Here is a 19,700-nt window from a genome sequence, read left to right on the forward strand (position 1 = left end):
ATTATGTTTGACGTCTTTAACAATATGCTCCATGGCTTGTCTGCTGTATTGGCCCCGGGGCCCATTCTGGGAATTATTGCAGGCGTTTGCGTTGGCATTTTCTTCGGCGCCATTCCCGGAATATCCGCAATTATGGCCATTGCGATCATCTTGCCGTTCACCTTTTATGTGGACCCTATTATTGGTATCACCACGCTTTTGGCGGTCTACAAGTCAGGGATTTACGGCGGTTCGATCTCGGCAATTTTGATCAACACCCCGGGCGCAGCTGCTTCGTTTCTGACTGCACAGGATGGTCATGCACTGACCAAAATCGGCAAGGCGGGCAAGGCGTTGGCCATGGCGTTGTATGCATCGGTAACCGGTGAAGCGCTGGCAACGTTGGTGCTCATTTTTGTCGCCGCGCCCATTTCAATCATTTCCTTGCAAGCCGGCCCGATTGAGAAAGTATTCCTGCTGATTTTCGCCTTCACAGTTGTTGGCTCAATGACGGGTGAGTCCATACCACGCGGAATACTCTCATGCTGTCTGGGTATGCTGTTTGCCATGGTCGGCATGAGCTCCATTACCGGCGCTACTCGATTCACCTTCGGTATTCCTGAGTTGATGAGCGGCTTCACATTCTTACCCATGCTCATCGGTGTGCTGGTCATGCCTGAGGTGATCGAGGCGATAAAACGGCGTAAGGAGCCGCATCAAAACCTCTCTTTAGACAAAGCGGCTAACCCTGACGATAACCGCGTCACGTGGAAAGAGTATCGCTCGGTCTTTGGCACGATCCTGAAGTCTTCATCTATTGGCACATTCATCGGGGCGCTGCCGGGGTTGGGCTCAAGCGCGGCTGCATTTTTGGCTTATGGAGAGGCCAAGCGTACAGCCAAGAATCCGGATGAATTTGGCAAGGGTTCGATCCGGGGCATCGCTGCTGCTGAGTCTGCGAATAATGCAGTCTGTGGTTCAAGCATGATTCCCATGTTGACCCTGAGTATTCCGGGAGATGATGTGACGGCTCTGCTTATGGGGGCTTTCCTGATCCACGGCATCACACCTGGTCCGACCATCTTTTATGAGCATACCGACATCATCTATGCAATTTTTGCCGGATTCTTGATTACAGACCTGTTCCTGTTATTCATTGCGCGTGCGGGCTTTAAGTTCTGGATCAAAGTGGCCTCCATTCGCCGTTGCTACATATTCCCTTGCGTCACAGTTTTTGCATTCTTTGGTGCTTACAGTGTGAGCCAGGATATGTTTAACGTGCTGTTACTGGTTGTATTCACCCTCATTGGTTATTCAATGCGACTGGTTGGGCTCAACGCGGCGGCCTTTATCATTGGTTTCATATTAACGCCGTTGCTTGAGCAGAATCTGGATCAGGCTGTTGCGATTGTGGGCGATGATTATTCACTTATTTATCAGTCGCCCTTCGCCTGGGTATTTACAGCCTTAACTCTGTTTTCTCTATATTCAGCTTTCCGGCTAAAGAAGAGAAGAACCAAACGCACGGGCTGGTTTTCCAAGAAAACAGCGGTGCCTACTTGAAGGTTAGAACTAACGCGGTAGAACGAGCTGAGTTGTATCTTGAAATTATTAAATAACGCTTACTAATACTGACTTGCACTGGAGATGGACACGTGAAAATAAAAGCCAAATACCTGCTTGCAATGACGGCGCTGTGCGCAATGCCGATTCTGTCCACCACAGCGTTTGCCGATTATCCCGCAAAGCCGATCAAGGTTGTGGTGCCTTGGGGCGCAGGTGGGGACTCCGACCTGACGACACGGGTATGGGCTGGCGCCGTGGAAAAGATTCTTGAAAAGCCGGTGATCGTAATCAATAAGCAAGGCGGGGGTGGCGTCATCGGGACGACCTCCGTAGCCAAGTCCAGAAACGATGGTTACATGTTGATTAATGCGGGTCTGAGCAACGCGCTGGTAACGCCGAATTTCAGCAAGGTGCCCTATGACTTGAACAGCTTTGAACCTGTGGTCAAGCTGTCCTCGGTGCCCCTCGGGATCTTGGTGAGCGCGGATAGCCCATACAAAACATTTGATGATTTTATAGCAGCTGCCAAAGCCGGAAGCCTCACTCAGGGTTCATGGGGCGCTGCTTCCTCCGGAACCATTCTTGCCAATATTATCGCGTCTCAGGCGGGTTATAAGGTCAAGTTCGTCAATGCCAATACCACTGCAGAGTCCATGGTGGCGCTGGTGGGTGGGCATATAGACTCGGCAGTGTCCTTTCCGCCCGCTTTCGCACCGCATGTAGCCTCTGGCCGGGCTCGCCTGTTGGTTGTTAACGAGAAAATGCCGGAGTACCCCGATGTTCCGACCTTCGCTGACTATGGAATTAAAGGCAGTTTTGAAGGGTGGTCTGGAATATTCGCGCCTAAAGGAACGCCCAAAGAGGTAGTTGATACCTTGGTGTCCGCCACAACGCGTGCAATGCAAGCCCCTGAAGTGGTCTCTTCATTCAAGAATATGGGCGCGACTATTGACGTTACTTCTGGCGAGCAGTGGCAGGCTGAACTTATGGATAATTATAAGATTATGCAAGATGCTGCTGCGTCGATGAAAAAGTGATGAGCTTCTAATCTCGGGCTGTGAATAGAGTTGTTCATTAAATAACTCATTTAAATCACTGATTAGTTAGTTTCTGTTTTTGTATGACCTGTGCGGTACGACTGTGTACTTCGTGCCGCGCACTCCTTTTGCTTATGGATTGATAAATTCAACGTATCAATCGTCAATTGAAAGTTACTGTAATAAAGGTGAGTTCATGGTTGCCCCGTTAAATGTTGCGGTTGTTGGTGCCGGGATCATTGGTTTGTCGACGGCTCTGTGGCTTCAGCGCGCAGGTTTGAAGGTTACCTTGATCGATAAGTCCGAGCCTGGTCTTGGCACCTCTTTTGGCAATGCCGGACTGTTCGCTGATTATGGGCGTTTGCCTATGGCCAGTTTTGCTCAACTTTGCAAGATACCTGGCATGTTGATGGACAAGGACAGTCCTTTGTCAGTCCAACCCAGTTACGCCGGAAATCTGCTTGCCTATGGTTGGCATTTTGTTAAAGCCTGTACACCGAGCAACTATGTCCATGGCCGTGATGTACTGACGACCTTACAAATTCTGGCCCCCGAAGCAGACAATGTTCTGCTGAACGTGACTGGGGCCGGGCACTTGGTTAAAAGTGAGGGCTGTCTGGCGTTGTATGGCACTGCTGAATCGTTGCAGGCCGCGAAGTCCGGACAGCTAATGGAGCGCATGCAGCAAGGCGTGCGCATGGAGTCTTTGACTGCTGATCAGGTGGCCGATCTGGAGCCGGACCTGGCCCGCTTTCATGCCGGAGGTGTGTTGTATCCGGACACCCGCTTCACCATCAGCCCAATCGATTTAAGCCGCTGTTATCTGCGCAGTATTTGCGAAAAAGGTGGGCGACTGCTCAGTGAAGACATTCTCTCGATTAGCGATAACGCCGGCACCTGTAGTGTGCAGAGTGCAAGCAACCGTTATGAGTTTGATCGTGTGGTGATTTGCACAGGGGTTGCCGGTTCGGTTCTGACCCGACAACTCGGTTGTAAGGTGCCGCTGGTGAGTGAGCGCGGTTATCACTTGATGCTCAATGCGGGGGAGTGGCGTATCAATCGGCCGGTTGGCTGGCTTGATCGTGCAGTCTTCATGAGTCCGATGGAGTCGGGTGTACGCATTGCCGGTATGGCTGAATTTGCCAAGCCTGATTCGGATGAAGGTGCTGAGAAAAAAGCCCTGATGCTCGATAGCGCAATCAAAATGATAGGCAAAGTCCCTGAGGTTACATCGACTTGGGTTGGTAGTCGTCCATCAACCCCCGATTCATTGCCAGTGATTGGCCCAATTGCAGGCCACGACAAGGTTCTGGTGGCTTATGGGCACGGGCACCTGGGCTTAACGCTCTCAGCGGTGACAGGCCAGTTGGTTACAGATTGCATATTGGGAAAACCCAACAAGACCCTTCTCGCTGCATTATCACCATCACGATTTAATTAAGGCCAATGGCCCGTCGGAGGAGGCGCGCATGATCTTACAAGGTGGCTATAACAATTACGGAATTCCGATCGGAGTTCTTTCGCTGGAATCATTTTTTGCAAAACCGGAAGGTCATGTTCGTTACGCGCCAACCTTTGATTTTCCGGTGCTGTATAAGACAGTCAAGGGCGCGACGATTGATCGATTAATAAGGTGTGGCGACCCAGAATTGCTGGAGCCGTTTATACAGGCCGCACGTGAACTGGAGGCTGAAGGCGTAAAAGCGATCACTGGGAGCTGCGGATTTTTAGCCCTGCATCAAAGGGAAATTGCTAAAGCGGTAAAGATCCCCGTGTTTATGTCGAGCCTGATTCAAGTTCCGCTCGTGGCGCAGATGTTGAGCCCGGAACGCAAAATCGCAGTAATCGTGGCGAACAGTTCTGCCTTGACGCAGGCGCACCTGCAAGGCGCCGGAATAACGGATCAGCCGGTTGTAATTGCCGGCATGCAGGAACAACCGCAATTCTCAGAAGTTATCCTGCAAGGGCGCACTAATGCTCTGGATATGCAGGTATTCGAGGATGAGCTATTCGATGTTGTTGAACGGCTGTTGGCGGAAAACCCGGACACCGGGGCAATAGTGCTCGAATGCACAGACCTGTCACATTTCGCACCGAAATTGCATGAGCGTTTCAATCTACCGGTATTCGACCTCACCAGCTTGATGCGCATGGTAGCGGCAACTGTGCAACGAACACGGGCGTGAAATTTTGCAATAGCCGAGCCTTGAGTTTCAGGGGAGTCGGCTATTGGCTCTGTTCGTAATGCTTTTGCCGGGTGACTAGCGGCTCAGCAATGAAGCCGTTCCAGCCGCGCCGAACAGCCCGGCGCTGATGCGGTTGAACCAGACCTGGCCCTTGCCTGAGCGCAGGTAGCGGGCGGCGCCCTGGGCGCTGAGGCCGTAGAACAGTTTGCAGGCCAGATCGAGTACCGCCCAGGTGACGATCATCACCAGCAATTGCTGGGTCATTGAGTATTCGGTGGAGAGGAACTGCGGCAGGAAAGCGGCAAAGAACAGGATGTCTTTCGGGTTGCTCGCGCCCAGGCCGAAAGCTTTCCAGAACATGCTGTTGAAGCTTGGGTTAACCGGCTGCTCTTCTGCGGTAACGGGCCTGGCGGCTTGGCGTGAGGCCTGCCAGCTTTGGAAGGCTAGGTAAAACAGGTACAGCGCACCGATCAGTTTCAGTGCTGAAAACAGCTTCTCCGAGGCCAGCAGCAATGCGCCCAACCCCAGTGCCGATGCGCTGAGCAGGCAGATCGAGGCCGAGACGCCGCCGATGAATGCCGGGATCGAACGGCGCAGGCCGTAGTTCAGGCTATTGCTGACCATCAGCAGCGACAGCGGCCCCGGAATCAGGATCACGATCAAGGCGGCGCTGCTGAACAATAACCAGGTTTCCAGACTCATGCTGCTTACTCCAGACGTTGAAAAACCCCGGCACCTTGGCGTCGGGGTTCAGGGTGATTATCCCGTGCGCAGCAAAGCGCTGCGCACGGTCCAGCCCAGACAGGCTGCTTTTACAGGAAAGCGAACTTTGCAATGAAGATGACGCAGAGCACATACAGCGACACCGAAACCTTGTCGCGCTGACCAGTCAGCAGCTTGAGCGTTGCGTAGGTCAAGAAGCCCAGCGCGATGCCGTTGGCGATCGAGAAGGTTAGCGGCATCATCACCACGGTAACAATAGCCGGAATCGTGTCTGTCAGGTCTTCCCAGTCGATGTGCGCCATGCCGCTCATCATCAGCATAGCCACGTAAATCAACGCGCCTGCGGTGGCGTAGGCCGGGATCATGCCCGCCAGCGGGGCGAAGAACATGGCGACGAGGAACAGCACGCCAACGGTGATTGCGGTAAGGCCGGTGCGGCCACCTGCTGCCACGCCGGATGCGCTTTCGACATAGCTGGTGACCGGCGGGCAGCCGACCAGTGAGCCAATAACGCTGGACGTACTGTCCGCCTTGAGGGCTTTTGACAGGTTCTGGATCTGCCCGTCGTCATCGACCAGATTGGCGCGGTGGGCAACGCCCATCAATGTGCCGGCGGTGTCGAACATGTTGACGAACAGGAACGCCAGAATGACGCTGATCATCGACACATTGAACGCGCCTTTGATGTCCATCGCCAGGAACGTCGGCGCCAAGCTTGGTGGCATCGAAACCACGCCGCCAAATTCGACGATGCCCATGCCCCAGCCAATCGCCGTTACGGCCAGCATGCTGAACAGGATTGCGCCGAACACGTTGCGGTGGCTGAGCACGGCAATCAGCAGGAAGCAAACGGCCGCGAGGAGGGCGTTGGGTTCACCGAACGAGCCCATGGTCAGCAGGGTCGCCGGGCTGTCGACGACAATGCCGGCGGTCTTCAAGCCAATCAGGCCGAGGAATAATCCGACCCCCGCGCCCATTGCGAAACGCAGGCTCATGGGAATGCTGTTGAGCAGCCATTCACGTATCCGCGACAAGCTCATGATCATGAACAACACGCCGGAGATAAACACCGCGCCCAATGCGGTCTCCCAGCTGTAGCCCATCTCGCCGACGACGGTGTAAGTGAAAAACGCGTTGAGGCCCATGCCCGGCGCGAGCCCGACTGGCCAGTTGGCGTACAGGCCCATGAGGAAGCAGCCCAGCGCAGCACCGATACAGGTCGCGACGAAGGCGGCCCCGTGGTCAACGCCGGCATTTGCCATGATATTGGGGTTAACGAAGATGATGTAGGCCATCGTGACAAAGGTGGTCAGGCCCGCGATCAGTTCGGTTTTGATGGTGGTGCGGTGCTCGGTAAGTTTGAAGAAACGGTCAAGCAATCCACCGCTCCCGGTCCCTGAATCAGGCGTTGCATATTGTTCTTGTTTGGCGCTTTCCACAGCAGGTACTCCTCATTGCTTTTGTTGTGTACCGCCCAGACTCGGTGCTGTGCACGACAAAGTCTCTGAGGCAGGCGATGCGTTAAGGTGCTCTTGCGGGTGAGTAGTTGACTGTTGGGTCAAGAAATCACTATGCGCGATTATGCGGTTGTATACAAAAAAAGCAATTACTGTTTTACCGATAGTGATCAACTGCATTTTCGCGTGTGCCAATGCAGTGCACCGCCTGTATATGCCTTGATATGAGGAATAAGCTAATAAAAACAGAAGATTAGAAGAGGTGGGGCGGGCTTTTTAACGCGCTTTGGGCGTTTCATTACCGCTGTTTTGGCAGCAATCAGCCTTGCGCTAAAATGATCAGAATTGAACAATTCGATGCTTAGACCAAATTGATTTATCCCCGCGCACAAATTTCTGATCTCGATAGATGCATAGTTAACCGCGCACTGCAACAGTGCAAGCTGCGACCTTGGTCGTAAAAAGTGCCTGTGCTGGTCAAATTGTGTACAATGCGCGTGCCGATTTATTCATCTTTCTGGCGAATTTTTCTTGCCAGTCGGCCGAATAGCAGTAGAGTTCAGATTACAGCTGGCGATTAATGCCAACCCGCCGGGATCTGTGGGGTTCAGAGATTGCATTGCTCTGGACTGAATATTAAAAGCGCTGACATCCAGGGATGCATCAGCGCGTTTAGGCAGTATTAAAACTGTCGGACATGACAACGCGAGCCAGAATGAACGATCAATTGCAGCCTCTCAAAAAGCAGTCACGCGCCAGCCTTGCCGGTCGCAGCGGGACTCAGGACGATATTGTTTACGCTCATATCTTTGATGCAATTCTCGAACAGCGCCTGGCACCTGGCACCAAGCTGAGCGAGGAAGCGCTGGGCGAGATTTTTGGTGTCAGCCGCACCATCATCCGTCGTTCGCTGTCCCGGCTTGCCCACGAAGGCGTGGTGCTGCTGCGCCCAAATCGCGGCGCTGTGGTCGCCAGCCCGAGCGTCGATGAAGCCCGGCAGATTTTTTATGCGCGACGCATGGTTGAGCGCGCCATCACCGAGCTTGCGGTACAGCATGCCACGGCCGATCAGTTGACAGAGCTGCGGCAGATGGTTGAGGACGAACAAACCAGCTTCTCGCGAGGTGATCGCGGCGCCGGTATTCGTTTGTCGGGTGAGTTCCACCTTAAACTTGCTGAGGCGGCCAAAAACGCGCCGCTGACCAGCTTCCAGCGCAGTCTTGTCTCGCAGACTTCGCTGATCATTGCTCAGTACGAAAGTGGTAGTCGCTCGCATTGCTCATACGATGAGCATAATCAGTTGATCGACGCCATCGAGGCGCGTGACACCGCCAAGGCCGTGAGCCTGATGATGCATCACATGGATCATATCGACAGCAAGCTCAACCTCGACGAGGAAAGTGCCTCGGATGACCTGCATGCAGTGTTCTCGCACATTCTGCAAAGCAAGAAGCCGGGCCGCGCAGGCAGTATCAAGTAAGCCTGGCGGTCGTGCATAAAAAAGCCCTCGCTGTCGATTCAGCGGGGGCTTTTTGCATTAGCGCGGTCATCCGTTAGTGCAGCCAGCGGATGACCGTGAACGGTGTTACTCGTCGTCGCGGATCAGCACGTATTCGCGGCCTTGCGCGTCTTCGGTGTAGTCGTAAACGAAGTACATCTGCACTTTGCCTGGCGCGGGGAGGGTGGCGACAAAATCACCGGGCTCCACTTCAAAGTAGTCTGCGCTGCCCGGCTTGTAATCGCTGGCTATTCGGGCGGTGACAAACAGGCTTGGGTCGCTGTCGTCGTAATAGTCATCCAGCGCTTCCTGATCCCATTCGGCAGGCGGCACATAGGTGGCCCCGAGTATGATCTTGCCGTCACCGAGGTCTTCTTCTTCGGCGTCAGGGTCGCTTTCATCCGGGCGGTATACAGTGCAATTTTGCGCGTCATCATGCGCGATGATGGCGGCATGCAGGGCGAGGCGTTGCTGCGGGTCGAGACTTTGCATTGCGATATACCGTAGCGGTGGATTTGAGGCCCCATTATGCCGTTCCAGTGTGACGGTACAAGCGATTAAATTCGCCGCAAAACGAACCCATCCCAAAGCATGAACCCAAACCGGAGGATGGATAGCGGCGCGCAGCAACGCAATCCGTCAGGCGATCGCAAGATCAACACCCAACCCGCGCTAGGCATTCAGACCGCCATGTCGGAAGCCGCAAGCGGATTCCAACCTCCATAAAACAGATACGCAGGAGAAACCCAACCGGAGGATGGATAGCGACGCGAAGCAACGCAATCCGTCGAGCGATCGCAAGATCAACCCCAACCCCGCGCCAGGCAGTCAGACCGCCATGTCGGAAGCCGCAAGCGGATTCCAACCTCCATCAAACAGATACGCAGGGGAAACCCAAACCGGAGGATGGATAGCGACGCGAAGCAACGTAATCCGTCAAGCAATCGCAAGATCAACACCCAACCCCGCGCCATCCAATCCCCCGCTCAACCCTCACCCCCGACGATGCACCGATACACCTGCAGCAAACGTCTCTTTAACACTGCGATCGTCGCCCAACATGGTCAGGGCAAACAGCTTCTCCTCGAAGCTCTTGGCCTGTTGCATTCGATAGCTCATCAGTGGAGTGGAGTTGTAATCAAGGACCACGAAGTCGGCATCTTTTCCGGTCGCGAAATTACCGATCTTGTCATCCAGATACAGCGCATTGGCGCCGCCCAGCGTTGCCAGATAGAACGACTTGAACGGGTCGAGTTTCTTACCTTGCAGTTGCATGATCTTGTACGCCTCGTTCAGCGATTGCAGCTGAGAGAAGCTGGTGCCTGCGCCCACATCGGTGCCCAGACCCACGCGAACCTTGTGCTGTTCCATCTTGTTCAGGTCAAACAAGCCGCTGCCGAGAAACAGGTTAGAGGTTGGGCAGAACGCCACGGCAGAACCGGTTTCAGCCAGACGCTGGCATTCGTCGTCACACAGATGCACGCCGTGCGCGAACACTGAGCGTGGACCAATCAACTGGTAATGATCGTACACATCCAGGTAGCCGCTGCGCTCAGGGAACAGGGCTTTAACCCACTCGATCTCCTTAAGGTTCTCACTCAGATGGGTGTGCATGTACAGGTCCGGGAACTCCTGGTACAGCTTTCCCGCCAGCGCCAATTGCTCAGGGGTGCTGGTCGGGGCGAAACGCGGCGTTACGGCGTAGTGCAGGCGACCTTTGCCGTGCCAGCGCTGGATCAGCTCTTTGCTGTCGGCATAGCCGGTTTCAGCCGTGTCGGTCAGGTAATCCGGGGCGTTGCGGTCCATCAATACCTTGCCGGCAATCATCCGCAGGTTGAGCGACTCGCAGGCCTCAAAAAAAGCGTCGACCGACTGCTTGTGCACGCTGCCAAAAACCAGTGCAGTGGTAGTGCCGTTACGCAGCAACTCCTTGAGGAAAATACCGGCGACATCGCTGGCATGGGTTTTGTCGGAAAACTGCTGCTCGGTCGGGAAGGTGTACGTGTTCAACCAGTCGAGTAACTGTTCGCCGTAAGAGGCGATCATGCCGGTTTGCGGGTAATGAATGTGGGTGTCGATAAAGCCCGGTGTAATCAGCGCATTGCTGTAATCGATTACCTCGACGCCATTCAGTGTGGCCAGCACCTGTTCGGCCGGGCCGACTTTAGCCACCTGACCATTTTCGATGACCAGTACGCCATCTTCGAAGTACTCATACGATTGCTCGACTCCCACCACGGCCGGGTCGGCGATGCTGTGAAGGATGGCGGCGCGGTAGGCTTTAACAGATTGATTCATGGTCTACTCGTTAGCAGGCTGCAGTATTTAATAAGCGGCGCGGGCGGGCTGTTCAGCCCTGACTGCGCCGTGAAGTCGGCATGAGTTTGGCGATGCTTTCGCCTTTGCCGCTTTTGCTGTTCTTGTGTTCGCCGAACGTTGAGTTGTACGTGGCGATAACTTCTCCGGCGATCGACACGGCGATTTCTACCGGCAGTTTGCCTTTGACTTCGGCTAGGCCCAGCGGGCAGCGCATGCGTTGCATGACGTCTGCGCTGAAGCCGCGATCGCGCAGGCGATGTTCAAATTTGACGCGCTTGGTTTGCGAGCCGATCAAGCCGTAATAGGCGAAGTCTTCCCGCTTGAGAATGGCCGCCGTCAACTCCAGATCGAGCTGATGATTGTGGGTCATGACGATGTAATAGCTGCCGGCCGGCATGGTCTCGACTTCATCGACAACATCCTCACTGACAACCTTTTCGACGTTGTCGGCAATCTGCGTCGGGAACTCACTCTCGCGCGAATCGATCCAGCGAACTTTGCACGGCAGGCTGGCAAGAATCGGAATCAGGGCGCGGCCAACATGGCCGGCACCAAACACGGCGATATGCGCTTGCGGCTGGCCCATTGGCTCGAACAGCAGCACGGTGGCTCCACCACAGCATTGGCCGAGGCTTGCGCCGAGACTAAAGCGTTCAAGACGAGAATCTTGCGTGCGGCTTTCAAGCATTTCACGGGCGATTTGCATCGCCTTGTATTCGAGATGGCCGCCGCCAATGGTCTGATAAATACGCTCGGCGCTGACCACCATTTTCGAGCCGGCATTGCGCGGGGTTGAGCCGCGTTCCTCGATAATCGTCACCAGTACGCAGGGTGTACCGCTTTGCTGCAACTCGGCGAGAGCACTGATCCAACTCATTTACTTAATCTCCAGCTGCTCAGCGGCTTGCCCGAACGTGACAGACGCCATGCGTCCTTGTGCCGCCGTTTAGCGCTCAGTTGCGCTGCGGCCAACTCGGCGGTTTGATTGATGTGTTCGGCTGTAGTCATACACTTAACCACTCGTTAAAGGGTTGGGCGCAACCCGCAAGTTGCGCCCATGGCCTCAGGCGGGCTCGACAGCTTCGCTGGCAACCGCTTTCGCTGCGCTGCGCAGTTTGCGCATCTGCTCGACGCCCCAGAGTACGCGCTCGGGAGTGGCTGGCGCATCGATATCAGGCTGCTCGCGGTAATCAGCGAGGCTGGCAACGGCATCCTTGATCGCGCACCACACCGCAATTCCGAGCATGAACGGCGGCTCACCCACAGCCTTGGAGTGGAACACCGTGTCTTCCGGGTTCTTGCGGTTCTCGACCAGCTTGACGCGCAGGTCCAGTGGCATATCGGCAATGGCCGGAATCTTGTAACTGGCGGGGCCGCTGGTCATCAGCTTGCCCTTGTTGTTCCACACCAACTCCTCGGTGGTCAGCCAGCCCATACCCTGAACGAATGCGCCCTCAACCTGGCCAATGTCGATTGCCGGGTTCAGTGACGCACCCACGTCATGCAGGATGTCGGTACGCAGCATCTTGTATTCGCCGGTGAGTGTGTCGACGATCACCTCGGAACATGCCATGCCGTAGGCGAAGTAGTAGAACGGGCGGCCAGCGGCCTTGCTGCGGTCGTAGTAGATTTTCGGGGTGCGGTAGAAGCCGGTGCTCGACAACGACACCTGTGCGAAATAGGCCTGTTGCACCACGGCGTCGAAGCTCATGAACTCATCGCGGATGCGCACCTGGCCATTGCGGAACTCAATGTCTTCCGGCGTGACCTTGTGCTCGCGCACCAGAAACTCAACCAGACGTTGCTTGATGGTCTCAGCCGCGTTCTGCGCCGCTTTACCGTTCAAGTCGGTGCCGCTGGACGCTGCAGTCGGCGAGGTGTTCGGCACCTTGTCGGTGTTGGTTGCGGTGATCTGGATACGGCTGATATCCACCTGGAACACTTCGGCGACAACCTGTGCCACTTTGGTGTTCAAACCTTGGCCCATCTCGGTGCCGCCGTGATTGAGATGAATGCTGCCGTCGGTGTAAATATGCACCAAGGCGCCAGCCTGATTGAGGAAGCTGGCAGTGAAGCTGATGCCGAATTTCACCGGCGTCATCGACAAGCCTTTCTTCAACACCGGGCTCTTGGCGTTGTAGGCGCGAATCTCTTCGCGACGCGTGCTGTATTCGCAGCTGGCTTCAAGGTCGGCGGTCATCTCGTCGAGCAGGTTGTGCTCAACGGTTTGGTAGTAGTGGGTGATGTTACGGTCGGTCTTGCCGTAGTAGTTGGTCTTGCGCACTTCGAGCGGATCTTTACCCAGATTACGGGCGATGTGATCCATGATCTGCTCGATCGCCACCATCCCCTGCGGGCCGCCGAAGCCACGGTAGGCGGTGTTCGAAGCGGTGTTGGTCTTGCAGCGATGACCATTGATGGTGGCGTTGCCGAGGAAGTAAGCGTTGTCCGAGTGGAACATTGCACGGTCGACAATCGAGCCAGACAAGTCCGGCGAGTAGCCGCAGTTACCGGCCAGTTCGATCTGGATGCCGTGCAGCAAGCCGTTGTCATCAAAACCGACGTCGTACTCAACATAGAACGGGTGACGCTTGCCGGTCATGCTCATGTCTTCCATGCGCGGCAGGCGCATTTTCGTCGGGCGGCCCGTCAGGTGAGCAATTACCGCACACAGGCAGGCAGGGGAGGCCGCCTGGGTTTCCTTGCCGCCAAAACCGCCACCCATGCGGCGCATGTCGATAACCACTTTATGCATGGCTACGCCGAGAACCTCGGCAACCAGCTTCTGTACTTCAGTGGCGTTCTGAGTCGAGGTGTAAACGATCATGCCGCCATCTTCGGTCGGCATGACCGAGGAGATCTGGGTCTCCAGATAAAAATGCTCCTGACCGCCAATGTGTAGCTTGCCTTGCAGGCGACGCGGCGCCGTGTCGAGCTTGGCCTGTGAGTCGCCAATTCGGTGCTGATGGCTCTCCAGAACAAAGTGCTTCTTGCGCAGGGCATCCTCGACATCCAGCACAGGCTCAAGGTCTTCGTACTCGATAATCGCCGCCATTGCTGCTTTGCGGGCGTTCTCAAGGGTGTCGGCACCGACCGCAATTACTGGCTGGCCAACAAACTCAACCAGCCCGTCTGCCAGTAAGGGATCGCCCGGCGCGACGGCGCCGATGTCCAGTTGGCCCGGTACATCTTTGCTGGTGATGGCAATTACCACACCCGGTATTGCATAGCACGGCGTGGTGTCGATGCGGGTGATACGCGCATGGGCGCGGTCACTGGTGCGCGCATAAACGTGCAGCTGGTTGGGGAATTCAAGGCGGTCATCCACGTAAACAGCTTCGCCCGACACATGCTTGTCTGCGCTTTCGTGTTTAACGCTGCGGCCCACGCCTGTGGTGAGGCCGGCGCGGAACAGTTCGGCCAGTTCGGCCTGACTTTTTTGAATGCTGTGATTAGACATAAGCGGTCACCCGTGTTTCGACTTCAGGAGCTTGCAACTCAAGGAAGCATTTGCGGAGCAGGTTCTGTGCGGTAAGCAGGCGATATTCCTTGCTGGCACGGAAATCACTGAGCGGCGTGAAGTCTTCCGCCAGTGCTGCACATGCTTGCTCGATAATCTCCGGATACCACGCTGCGCCCTTGAGCACAGCTTCACAGGCGCTTGCCCGCTTAGGGATGGCCGCCATGCCGCCGAAGGCAATGCGTGCGGTTTGTACGGTGCCGTCCACAACTTTGAGGTTGAAGGCGGCGCACACCGCCGAGATGTCATCATCCAGACGCTTGGAGACTTTATAAGCGCGAAATGCCTGGTTGGCCTGCGGGCGCGGTACGATGATTTTCTCGATGAACTCAGCTTCCTGGCGGGCAGTGACCTTGTAATCGATAAAGTAATCTTCCAGCGACAAGGTGCGCGACTCGGCGCCTTTGCGCAGGACAATCTGCGCACCCAAGGCGATCAGCAGCGGCGGGGCGTCGCCAATCGGCGAGGCGTTGCCGATATTTCCGCCCAGCGTGCCCTGGTTACGGATTTGCAACGAGGCGAAGCGGTGCAGCAGCTCGCCGAAGTCCGGGTAATCCTGCGCCAGCGCGGCGTAGCAGTCAGACAGCGCCGTGGCCGCGCCGATTTCGATGCTGCGTTCAGTCACCTCGATGCGCTTCATCGACTCGATGTGGCCGACATAAATCATCACCAACAGCTCGCGGTGGAATTGAGTCACTTCCAATGCCAGATCCGTACCGCCCGCGAGCAGGCGCGCCTCGGGATTGGCGGCGTAGATATCGGCCAGATCCGCTACGGTCAGCGGCAGCAGGCAACGCTTGTCGCCACTGTTGAGTTCGGCTGTTTCGGCCGGGGCGATGGCCTTCAGTTGAGCGATGGTTTGCGCTTCAAAAACATCGAACTGGTCCGGCTGCTTCTGGCAGCAGGCTTGCTCGGCGGCATCAATGATTGGTCGGTAGCCAGTGCAGCGGCAGAGGTTGCCCGCCAGTGCTTCCATGGTTTCAGCCTTGCTGAAACTGCTGGAGTTCTTCTGCAGGGCAAACAGCGACATGACAAAGCCCGGTGTGCAGAAACCGCACTGTGAGCCGTGGCAGTCGACCATAGCCTGCTGCACGCTGTGCAGCTTGCCCTGATGCTTGAGGTCTTCCACGGTGATCAGTTGCTTGCCGTGCAGGCTGGCAACAAAGGTCAGGCAGGAGTTGAGGGTGCGGTAACGCACGCACTCGCGGCCATCGACGTTGGCCAACTCACCGACAACCACGGTGCATGCGCCGCAGTCACCAGAGGCGCAACCTTCTTTGGTACCGGGTTTGGCGAGATGCTCACGCAGGTAATTGAGCACGGTGACGTTTGGATCGAGTTGCTGCTCTGTGCGCAGCTCTCGGTTGACTAAAAACTGGATCAAGGCGACCTCCAGGCATTTTATTGTTCTTTACGAGGCAGCGGTGCACTCGTATCGGGCGATAAGAAGCGGCTACGCAGGGGCGTGTGATGCCCTTTATCGGCCTTCTATGGTGCGAATTTAGATTTTTCTGACTTCCGGGTCAACAAATATTTAACCTCGGAGTCAGATCCTTGTAATTCGCTTGGGTTATGAGCCTAACTTCTAGCGTATAGGCAGATTGCTAGCGCATTTCGTGCCAACAACTGTAAGGAGCAGAGCATTGCAATTCAGAGCCCACGACAGCCGCTGTTACTGCCAGTGTTGAGCCTTCTCGTGCGCTGTTTGGGGCGGGCTGGTACGCCGCAGGCGCGGTGACAGGGTGGATGTTGGGAGTCGATGTGATTATTGGCCTACAGAAACGCAAAAGGGGATGCCGAAGCATCCCCTTTTTTATTGCGACCTGATCAGAATCAGGATTGCGGCTTGTCTGCGTCCTGCTCTGCTTGCGGCTCAGTGGCTTCAGCAGTTTCAGATACATCAGCCTTTGCAGCTTCTGCTTCACGGGCAATGCGCTCGGCCTCAAGGCGACGGCGGCGAACTTCACGTGGGTCGTTAGGAGCGCGACCGTTCAGTGTTGGCAGTTGAGCTGGCTCTTTAGCAGCGGGTTGCTCACCAACCTCGGCAGCTACTTCGCTGGCGGCTTCAACAACCGGCTCAGCAACAGGTGCTTGCACTTCAACTGATTCAGGCTTTTCAGTCGCTTCAGCGGCTGCTGGGGCTTCGGTTGCAGGCTGAGCAACGGGCTCGGCTACAACTTCAGCCTTAGGCTCGGCGGCAGGCACGGCAGTAGGCTCGACTGCAGGTGCAGTCTCTACCGGTGCCTGTGCTTCAACAGCAACTTCTGCTTCAACCGGAGCAGTGCTAGCGGCTTCTGGCTGGGCTGTTTCAGTAGCAGTTTCAGCATTCGCCTCAACCACAGCTTCTACAGCTTCAGTCGGCTCAGCCTTGGCAGGTGCTTCAAATTCTGCTGCGTCAGCTGCAACTTCCGCAGGTGCGGCCACTTCAGTTTCAGGCTGCTTCGGCTCAACAGCAGGCTTCTGCTCGGCAGGTGCCGATTCAGCAGTAGCGGCTTCAACAGCGGCTGCAGTTGCTGCCAATGCTGTGGCGGCTACAGCGCCGGTTGCTGCTGCAGTGGTTTCTGCCAGCGTAGAGTTTTCAGTTTTGGCTGCTTCAGCGCCTTCAGTGCTTTCTTCAGCGTTTTCGATCAGGTTGCCGTTGGCATCACGCTGACGCTCACGACGGTTGCTGCGACGACGCTGACCGCGTGAACGGCGACGAGGACGCTCGCCTTCGTTGCTGTCTTGCTCGTCAGAGGCTTGCTGCTCGGTATCCGGCAGGGCTTCTTCAGCAGTGTCGGCGGCTACAGCTTCTTTGCGCGGCTGGCGCTCTTCACGCGGTGGACGCGGCTGGCGCGGCTCACGTGCAGGGCGTTCGTTTTGCGCCTGCTCGGCGTTGTTGCTGTCGTTACTGTCGATTGGGTCACGCAGTTCACGTGGCTGGCGCTCTTCACGCGGCTTGCGCTCACGACGGCCTTCGCCCCCGTCACGCGGCGGACGCGACTGGCGCTGTTCCTGCGGCTCACGGATTTCTACGCTGTCACGCGGCTGGCGCTCTTCACGGGCGGCGCGCGGTTGGCGCTCCTCACGTGGAGCACGCTCTTCACGCGGTGCGCGATCTTCGCGTGGCTTGCGCTCTTCATCACGACGGTTGCCGCGATTACGGTTCTGTTGACGGCCATTGCGACGCTCTTCGCTGCTGCGTGGCTTACGCTCGGCAGGCTTGGCTTCGATTACCGCAGGCTTCTCTTCTTCTTTGGTGGCGAACAGGCTCACCAGCGACTTCACCAGACCTTTGAACAGGCTTGGCTCGGTTGCAGCAGCTGGCGCTGCAGCAGGAGCTTCTGCCGGCGTTGGCGCAGAGCGAGGAGGTGCGGCTTTGATGGCGGCTTCCTGGCGAACCAGAGTACGAGTACCGCTGGCTTGCTTCTCTTCTTCAACTTCGGTCACAGCCATTTCGTAGCTCGACTGGGTCGTCTGGGCTTCGAGGCTGTCATCACGCAGGCGCTGCACTTCGAAGTGCGGCGTTTCGAGGTGATCGTTCGGCAGAATGACGATGCGTGCACGGGTGCGCAGTTCGATCTTGGTGATCGAGTTGCGTTTCTCGTTCAGCAGGAAGGCGGCAACCGGGATTGGCACCTGAGCGCGTACTTCGGCGGTACGGTCTTTCAGGGCTTCTTCTTCGATCAGGCGCAGGATGGCCAGCGACAGCGACTCGACGTCACGGATGATGCCTTGGCCGTTGCAGCGTGGGCAAACGATGCCGCTGGTTTCGCCCAGTGACGGACGCAGACGCTGACGCGACATTTCCAACAGGCCGAAACGCGAAATGCGGCCAACCTGAACACGGGCGCGGTCAGCTTCCAGCGCTTCGCGAACCTTTTCTTCGACTGCGCGCTGGTTTTTGGCCGGCGTCATGTCGATGAAGTCGATCACGATCAGGCCGCCGATGTCACGCAGGCGCAGTTGGCGCGCGATCTCTTCAGCGGCTTCAAGGTTGGTCTGCAGAGCAGTTTCTTCGATGTCGCTGCCTTTGGTGGCGCGCGCTGAGTTGATGTCGATCGACACCAGTGCTTCTGTCGGGTCGATGAAGATCGAGCCGCCGGAAGGCAATTTAACTTCACGCTGGAAAGCGGTTTCGATCTGGCTTTCGATCTGGAAGCGATTGAACAGCGGCACGCTGTCTTCGTACAGCTTGATCTTGCTGGCGTACTGCGGCATCACCTGACGGATGAAGCTCAGGGCTTCTTCCTGTGCTTCTACGCTGTCGACCAGTACTTCGCCGATGTCCTGGCGCAGGTAATCGCGGATAGCGCGGATAATGACGTTGCTCTCCTGATAGATCAGGAAGGGTGCCGGGCGATCCTGCGAGGCTTCTTTGATCGCGCTCCACAGTTGCAGCAGGTAATCGAGGTCCCACTGCATTTCTTCGCTGGAACGACCCAGGCCCGCAGTGCGCACGATCAGGCCCATGTCAGCAGGTGCGTTGAGGCCATTCAGGGCTTCGCGCAGTTCGTTGCGCTCTTCGCCTTCAATACGGCGCGAGATGCCACCAGCACGCGGGTTGTTCGGCATTAGCACGAGGTAACGGCCGGCCAGGCTGATGAACGTGGTCAGGGCTGCGCCCTTGTTGCCGCGTTCTTCTTTCTCGACCTGAACGATGACTTCCTGACCTTCGCTCAACACTTCTTTAATGTTGACGCGGCCTTCCGGAGCCTTCTTGAAGTATTCGCGGGAGATTTCTTTCAGCGGGAGGAAACCATGACGCTCGGAGCCGAAATCTACGAAAGCGGCTTCCAGGCTAGGTTCGACGCGGGTGATGCGGCCTTTATAGATGTTGGCCTTTTTTTGCTCACGGGCGCCAGATTCAATGTCCAGGTCGTATAGGCGTTGGCCATCGACTAGGGCAACACGCAACTCTTCGGGTTGAGTTGCGTTAATCAGCATTCTTTTCATGTAGTACCGTCGGTTTCCGGTGCTCTCGGAAACGGCGTTCGGCACACACGACTCTCAGGGTCGGTGTCAGGCGCGTCAGCAGCGGTCATAAGCCGCTGCATTGTCAAGCGACAGTCAGCCAAATAGGGCTGGGTCGCGACGGACATCTCCTGCTCGCTGAATCAACAACAAGCATTTGTTAAAGGAGGAGGAATCAATTGCAGGTAGCGGACGAGATAAGGCGTCTTGGTAAAGCTAATTGCTACGCAGACCTGCAGTTGTACATCTCCACCCTACACGTAACGCTGAAAATCGGGTGCCGCTCGCAGAATCCGTAGCGGGTTAGCATTTATCGCAGTCTTCCAAAGGGGAAGGGTGCGCATGATGTCTTAGATGCCTCCAAGTCAGCGTTGCGCCAGGTTGTTGCTGCATTAGAAGTGGCCCAATTGCACGTTTACGCTGGGTAAACCGCTGTTGCGCAACTTCTTGCCTTGCATTCCC

Annotated in this window: 13 protein-coding genes; 5 read left to right on the forward strand and 8 right to left on the reverse strand. The window is 56.2% G+C overall.

Annotated features, from left to right (window positions below):
• The first annotated feature begins 3 nt into the window (after window positions 1–3).
• The 4 genes from FEZ62_RS04685 to FEZ62_RS04700 all read left to right on the forward strand — a co-directional run bounded on the left by FEZ62_RS04685 (window position 4) and on the right by FEZ62_RS04700 (window position 4,768).
• Window positions 4–1,542, forward strand: a complete 1,539-nt coding sequence (locus FEZ62_RS04685; protein WP_172926961.1) for a tripartite tricarboxylate transporter permease — start codon at window positions 4–6, stop codon at window positions 1,540–1,542.
• A gap of 92 nt (window positions 1,543–1,634) precedes the next feature.
• Complete coding sequence (locus FEZ62_RS04690; RefSeq protein ID WP_201970326.1) at window positions 1,635–2,582, forward strand: tripartite tricarboxylate transporter substrate binding protein; 948 nt, start codon at window positions 1,635–1,637, stop codon at window positions 2,580–2,582.
• Between the two features lie 112 nt (window positions 2,583–2,694).
• On the forward strand, window positions 2,695–4,023 hold the full coding sequence (locus FEZ62_RS04695) for an FAD-binding oxidoreductase (protein ID WP_201970327.1): 1,329 nt from the start codon (window positions 2,695–2,697) through the stop codon (window positions 4,021–4,023).
• 28 nt (window positions 4,024–4,051) lie between these two features.
• On the forward strand, window positions 4,052–4,768 hold the full coding sequence (locus FEZ62_RS04700; protein WP_172926962.1) for an aspartate/glutamate racemase family protein: 717 nt from the start codon (window positions 4,052–4,054) through the stop codon (window positions 4,766–4,768).
• A gap of 75 nt (window positions 4,769–4,843) precedes the next feature.
• On the opposite strand, the gene FEZ62_RS04705 is transcribed toward FEZ62_RS04700, so the two are convergent.
• Window positions 4,844–5,470, reverse strand: coding sequence for a LysE family translocator (locus FEZ62_RS04705; RefSeq protein ID WP_069900501.1), 627 nt, complete (start codon window positions 5,468–5,470; stop codon window positions 4,844–4,846).
• 110 nt (window positions 5,471–5,580) lie between these two features.
• Entirely contained in the window at window positions 5,581–6,930 is a 1,350-nt protein-coding gene (locus tag FEZ62_RS04710; RefSeq protein ID WP_069900500.1) for an NCS2 family permease, read from the reverse strand.
• Between the two features lie 733 nt (window positions 6,931–7,663).
• On the opposite strand from FEZ62_RS04710, the gene FEZ62_RS04715 reads away from it, so the two are divergent.
• A complete protein-coding gene (locus tag FEZ62_RS04715; RefSeq protein WP_069900499.1) occupies window positions 7,664–8,428 on the forward strand; it encodes a GntR family transcriptional regulator in 765 nt (254 codons plus the stop codon).
• 105 nt (window positions 8,429–8,533) lie between these two features.
• On the opposite strand, the gene FEZ62_RS04720 is transcribed toward FEZ62_RS04715, so the two are convergent.
• The 6 genes from FEZ62_RS04720 to rne form a co-directional block, all read right to left on the reverse strand.
• A complete protein-coding gene (locus tag FEZ62_RS04720) occupies window positions 8,534–8,938 on the reverse strand; it encodes a hypothetical protein (protein WP_172926963.1) in 405 nt (134 codons plus the stop codon).
• Window positions 8,939–9,439: 501 nt separating this feature from the next.
• A complete protein-coding gene (gene guaD / locus FEZ62_RS04725; protein WP_172926964.1) occupies window positions 9,440–10,744 on the reverse strand; it encodes a guanine deaminase in 1,305 nt (434 codons plus the stop codon).
• Between the two features lie 52 nt (window positions 10,745–10,796).
• Entirely contained in the window at window positions 10,797–11,642 is an 846-nt protein-coding gene (gene xdhC / locus FEZ62_RS04730) for a xanthine dehydrogenase accessory protein XdhC (protein ID WP_172926966.1), read from the reverse strand.
• A gap of 186 nt (window positions 11,643–11,828) precedes the next feature.
• On the reverse strand, window positions 11,829–14,225 hold the full coding sequence (xdhB, locus tag FEZ62_RS04735) for a xanthine dehydrogenase molybdopterin binding subunit (protein WP_172926967.1): 2,397 nt from the start codon (window positions 14,223–14,225) through the stop codon (window positions 11,829–11,831).
• Entirely contained in the window at window positions 14,218–15,669 is a 1,452-nt protein-coding gene (xdhA, locus tag FEZ62_RS04740) for a xanthine dehydrogenase small subunit (RefSeq protein ID WP_172926968.1), read from the reverse strand. The genes xdhB and xdhA overlap by 8 nt, the downstream gene beginning before the upstream one ends.
• A gap of 449 nt (window positions 15,670–16,118) precedes the next feature.
• On the reverse strand, window positions 16,119–19,220 hold the full coding sequence (rne, locus tag FEZ62_RS04745) for a ribonuclease E (RefSeq protein ID WP_172926970.1): 3,102 nt from the start codon (window positions 19,218–19,220) through the stop codon (window positions 16,119–16,121).
• Window positions 19,221–19,700: the final 480 nt, after the last annotated feature.

The sequence above is a fragment of the Pseudomonas sp. MS19 genome, from assembly GCF_013277615.1.
Lineage (GTDB): Bacteria > Pseudomonadota > Gammaproteobacteria > Pseudomonadales > Pseudomonadaceae > Aquipseudomonas > Aquipseudomonas marincola.

Coding starts and splice junctions, on each gene's coding strand:
- FEZ62_RS04685 (WP_172926961.1), top strand. CDS start 4: ATGTTTGACGTCTTTAACAATATGCTCCATGGCTTGTCTGCTGTATTG.
- FEZ62_RS04700 (WP_172926962.1), top strand. CDS start 4,052: ATGATCTTACAAGGTGGCTATAACAATTACGGAATTCCGATCGGAGTT.
- FEZ62_RS04705 (WP_069900501.1), bottom strand. CDS start 5,470: ATGAGTCTGGAAACCTGGTTATTGTTCAGCAGCGCCGCCTTGATCGTG.
- FEZ62_RS04715 (WP_069900499.1), top strand. CDS start 7,664: ATGAACGATCAATTGCAGCCTCTCAAAAAGCAGTCACGCGCCAGCCTT.
- FEZ62_RS04720 (WP_172926963.1), bottom strand. CDS start 8,938: ATGCAAAGTCTCGACCCGCAGCAACGCCTCGCCCTGCATGCCGCCATC.
- guaD (WP_172926964.1), bottom strand. CDS start 10,744: ATGAATCAATCTGTTAAAGCCTACCGCGCCGCCATCCTTCACAGCATC.
- xdhC (WP_172926966.1), bottom strand. CDS start 11,642: ATGAGTTGGATCAGTGCTCTCGCCGAGTTGCAGCAAAGCGGTACACCC.
- xdhB (WP_172926967.1), bottom strand. CDS start 14,225: ATGTCTAATCACAGCATTCAAAAAAGTCAGGCCGAACTGGCCGAACTG.
- rne (WP_172926970.1), bottom strand. CDS start 19,220: ATGAAAAGAATGCTGATTAACGCAACTCAACCCGAAGAGTTGCGTGTT.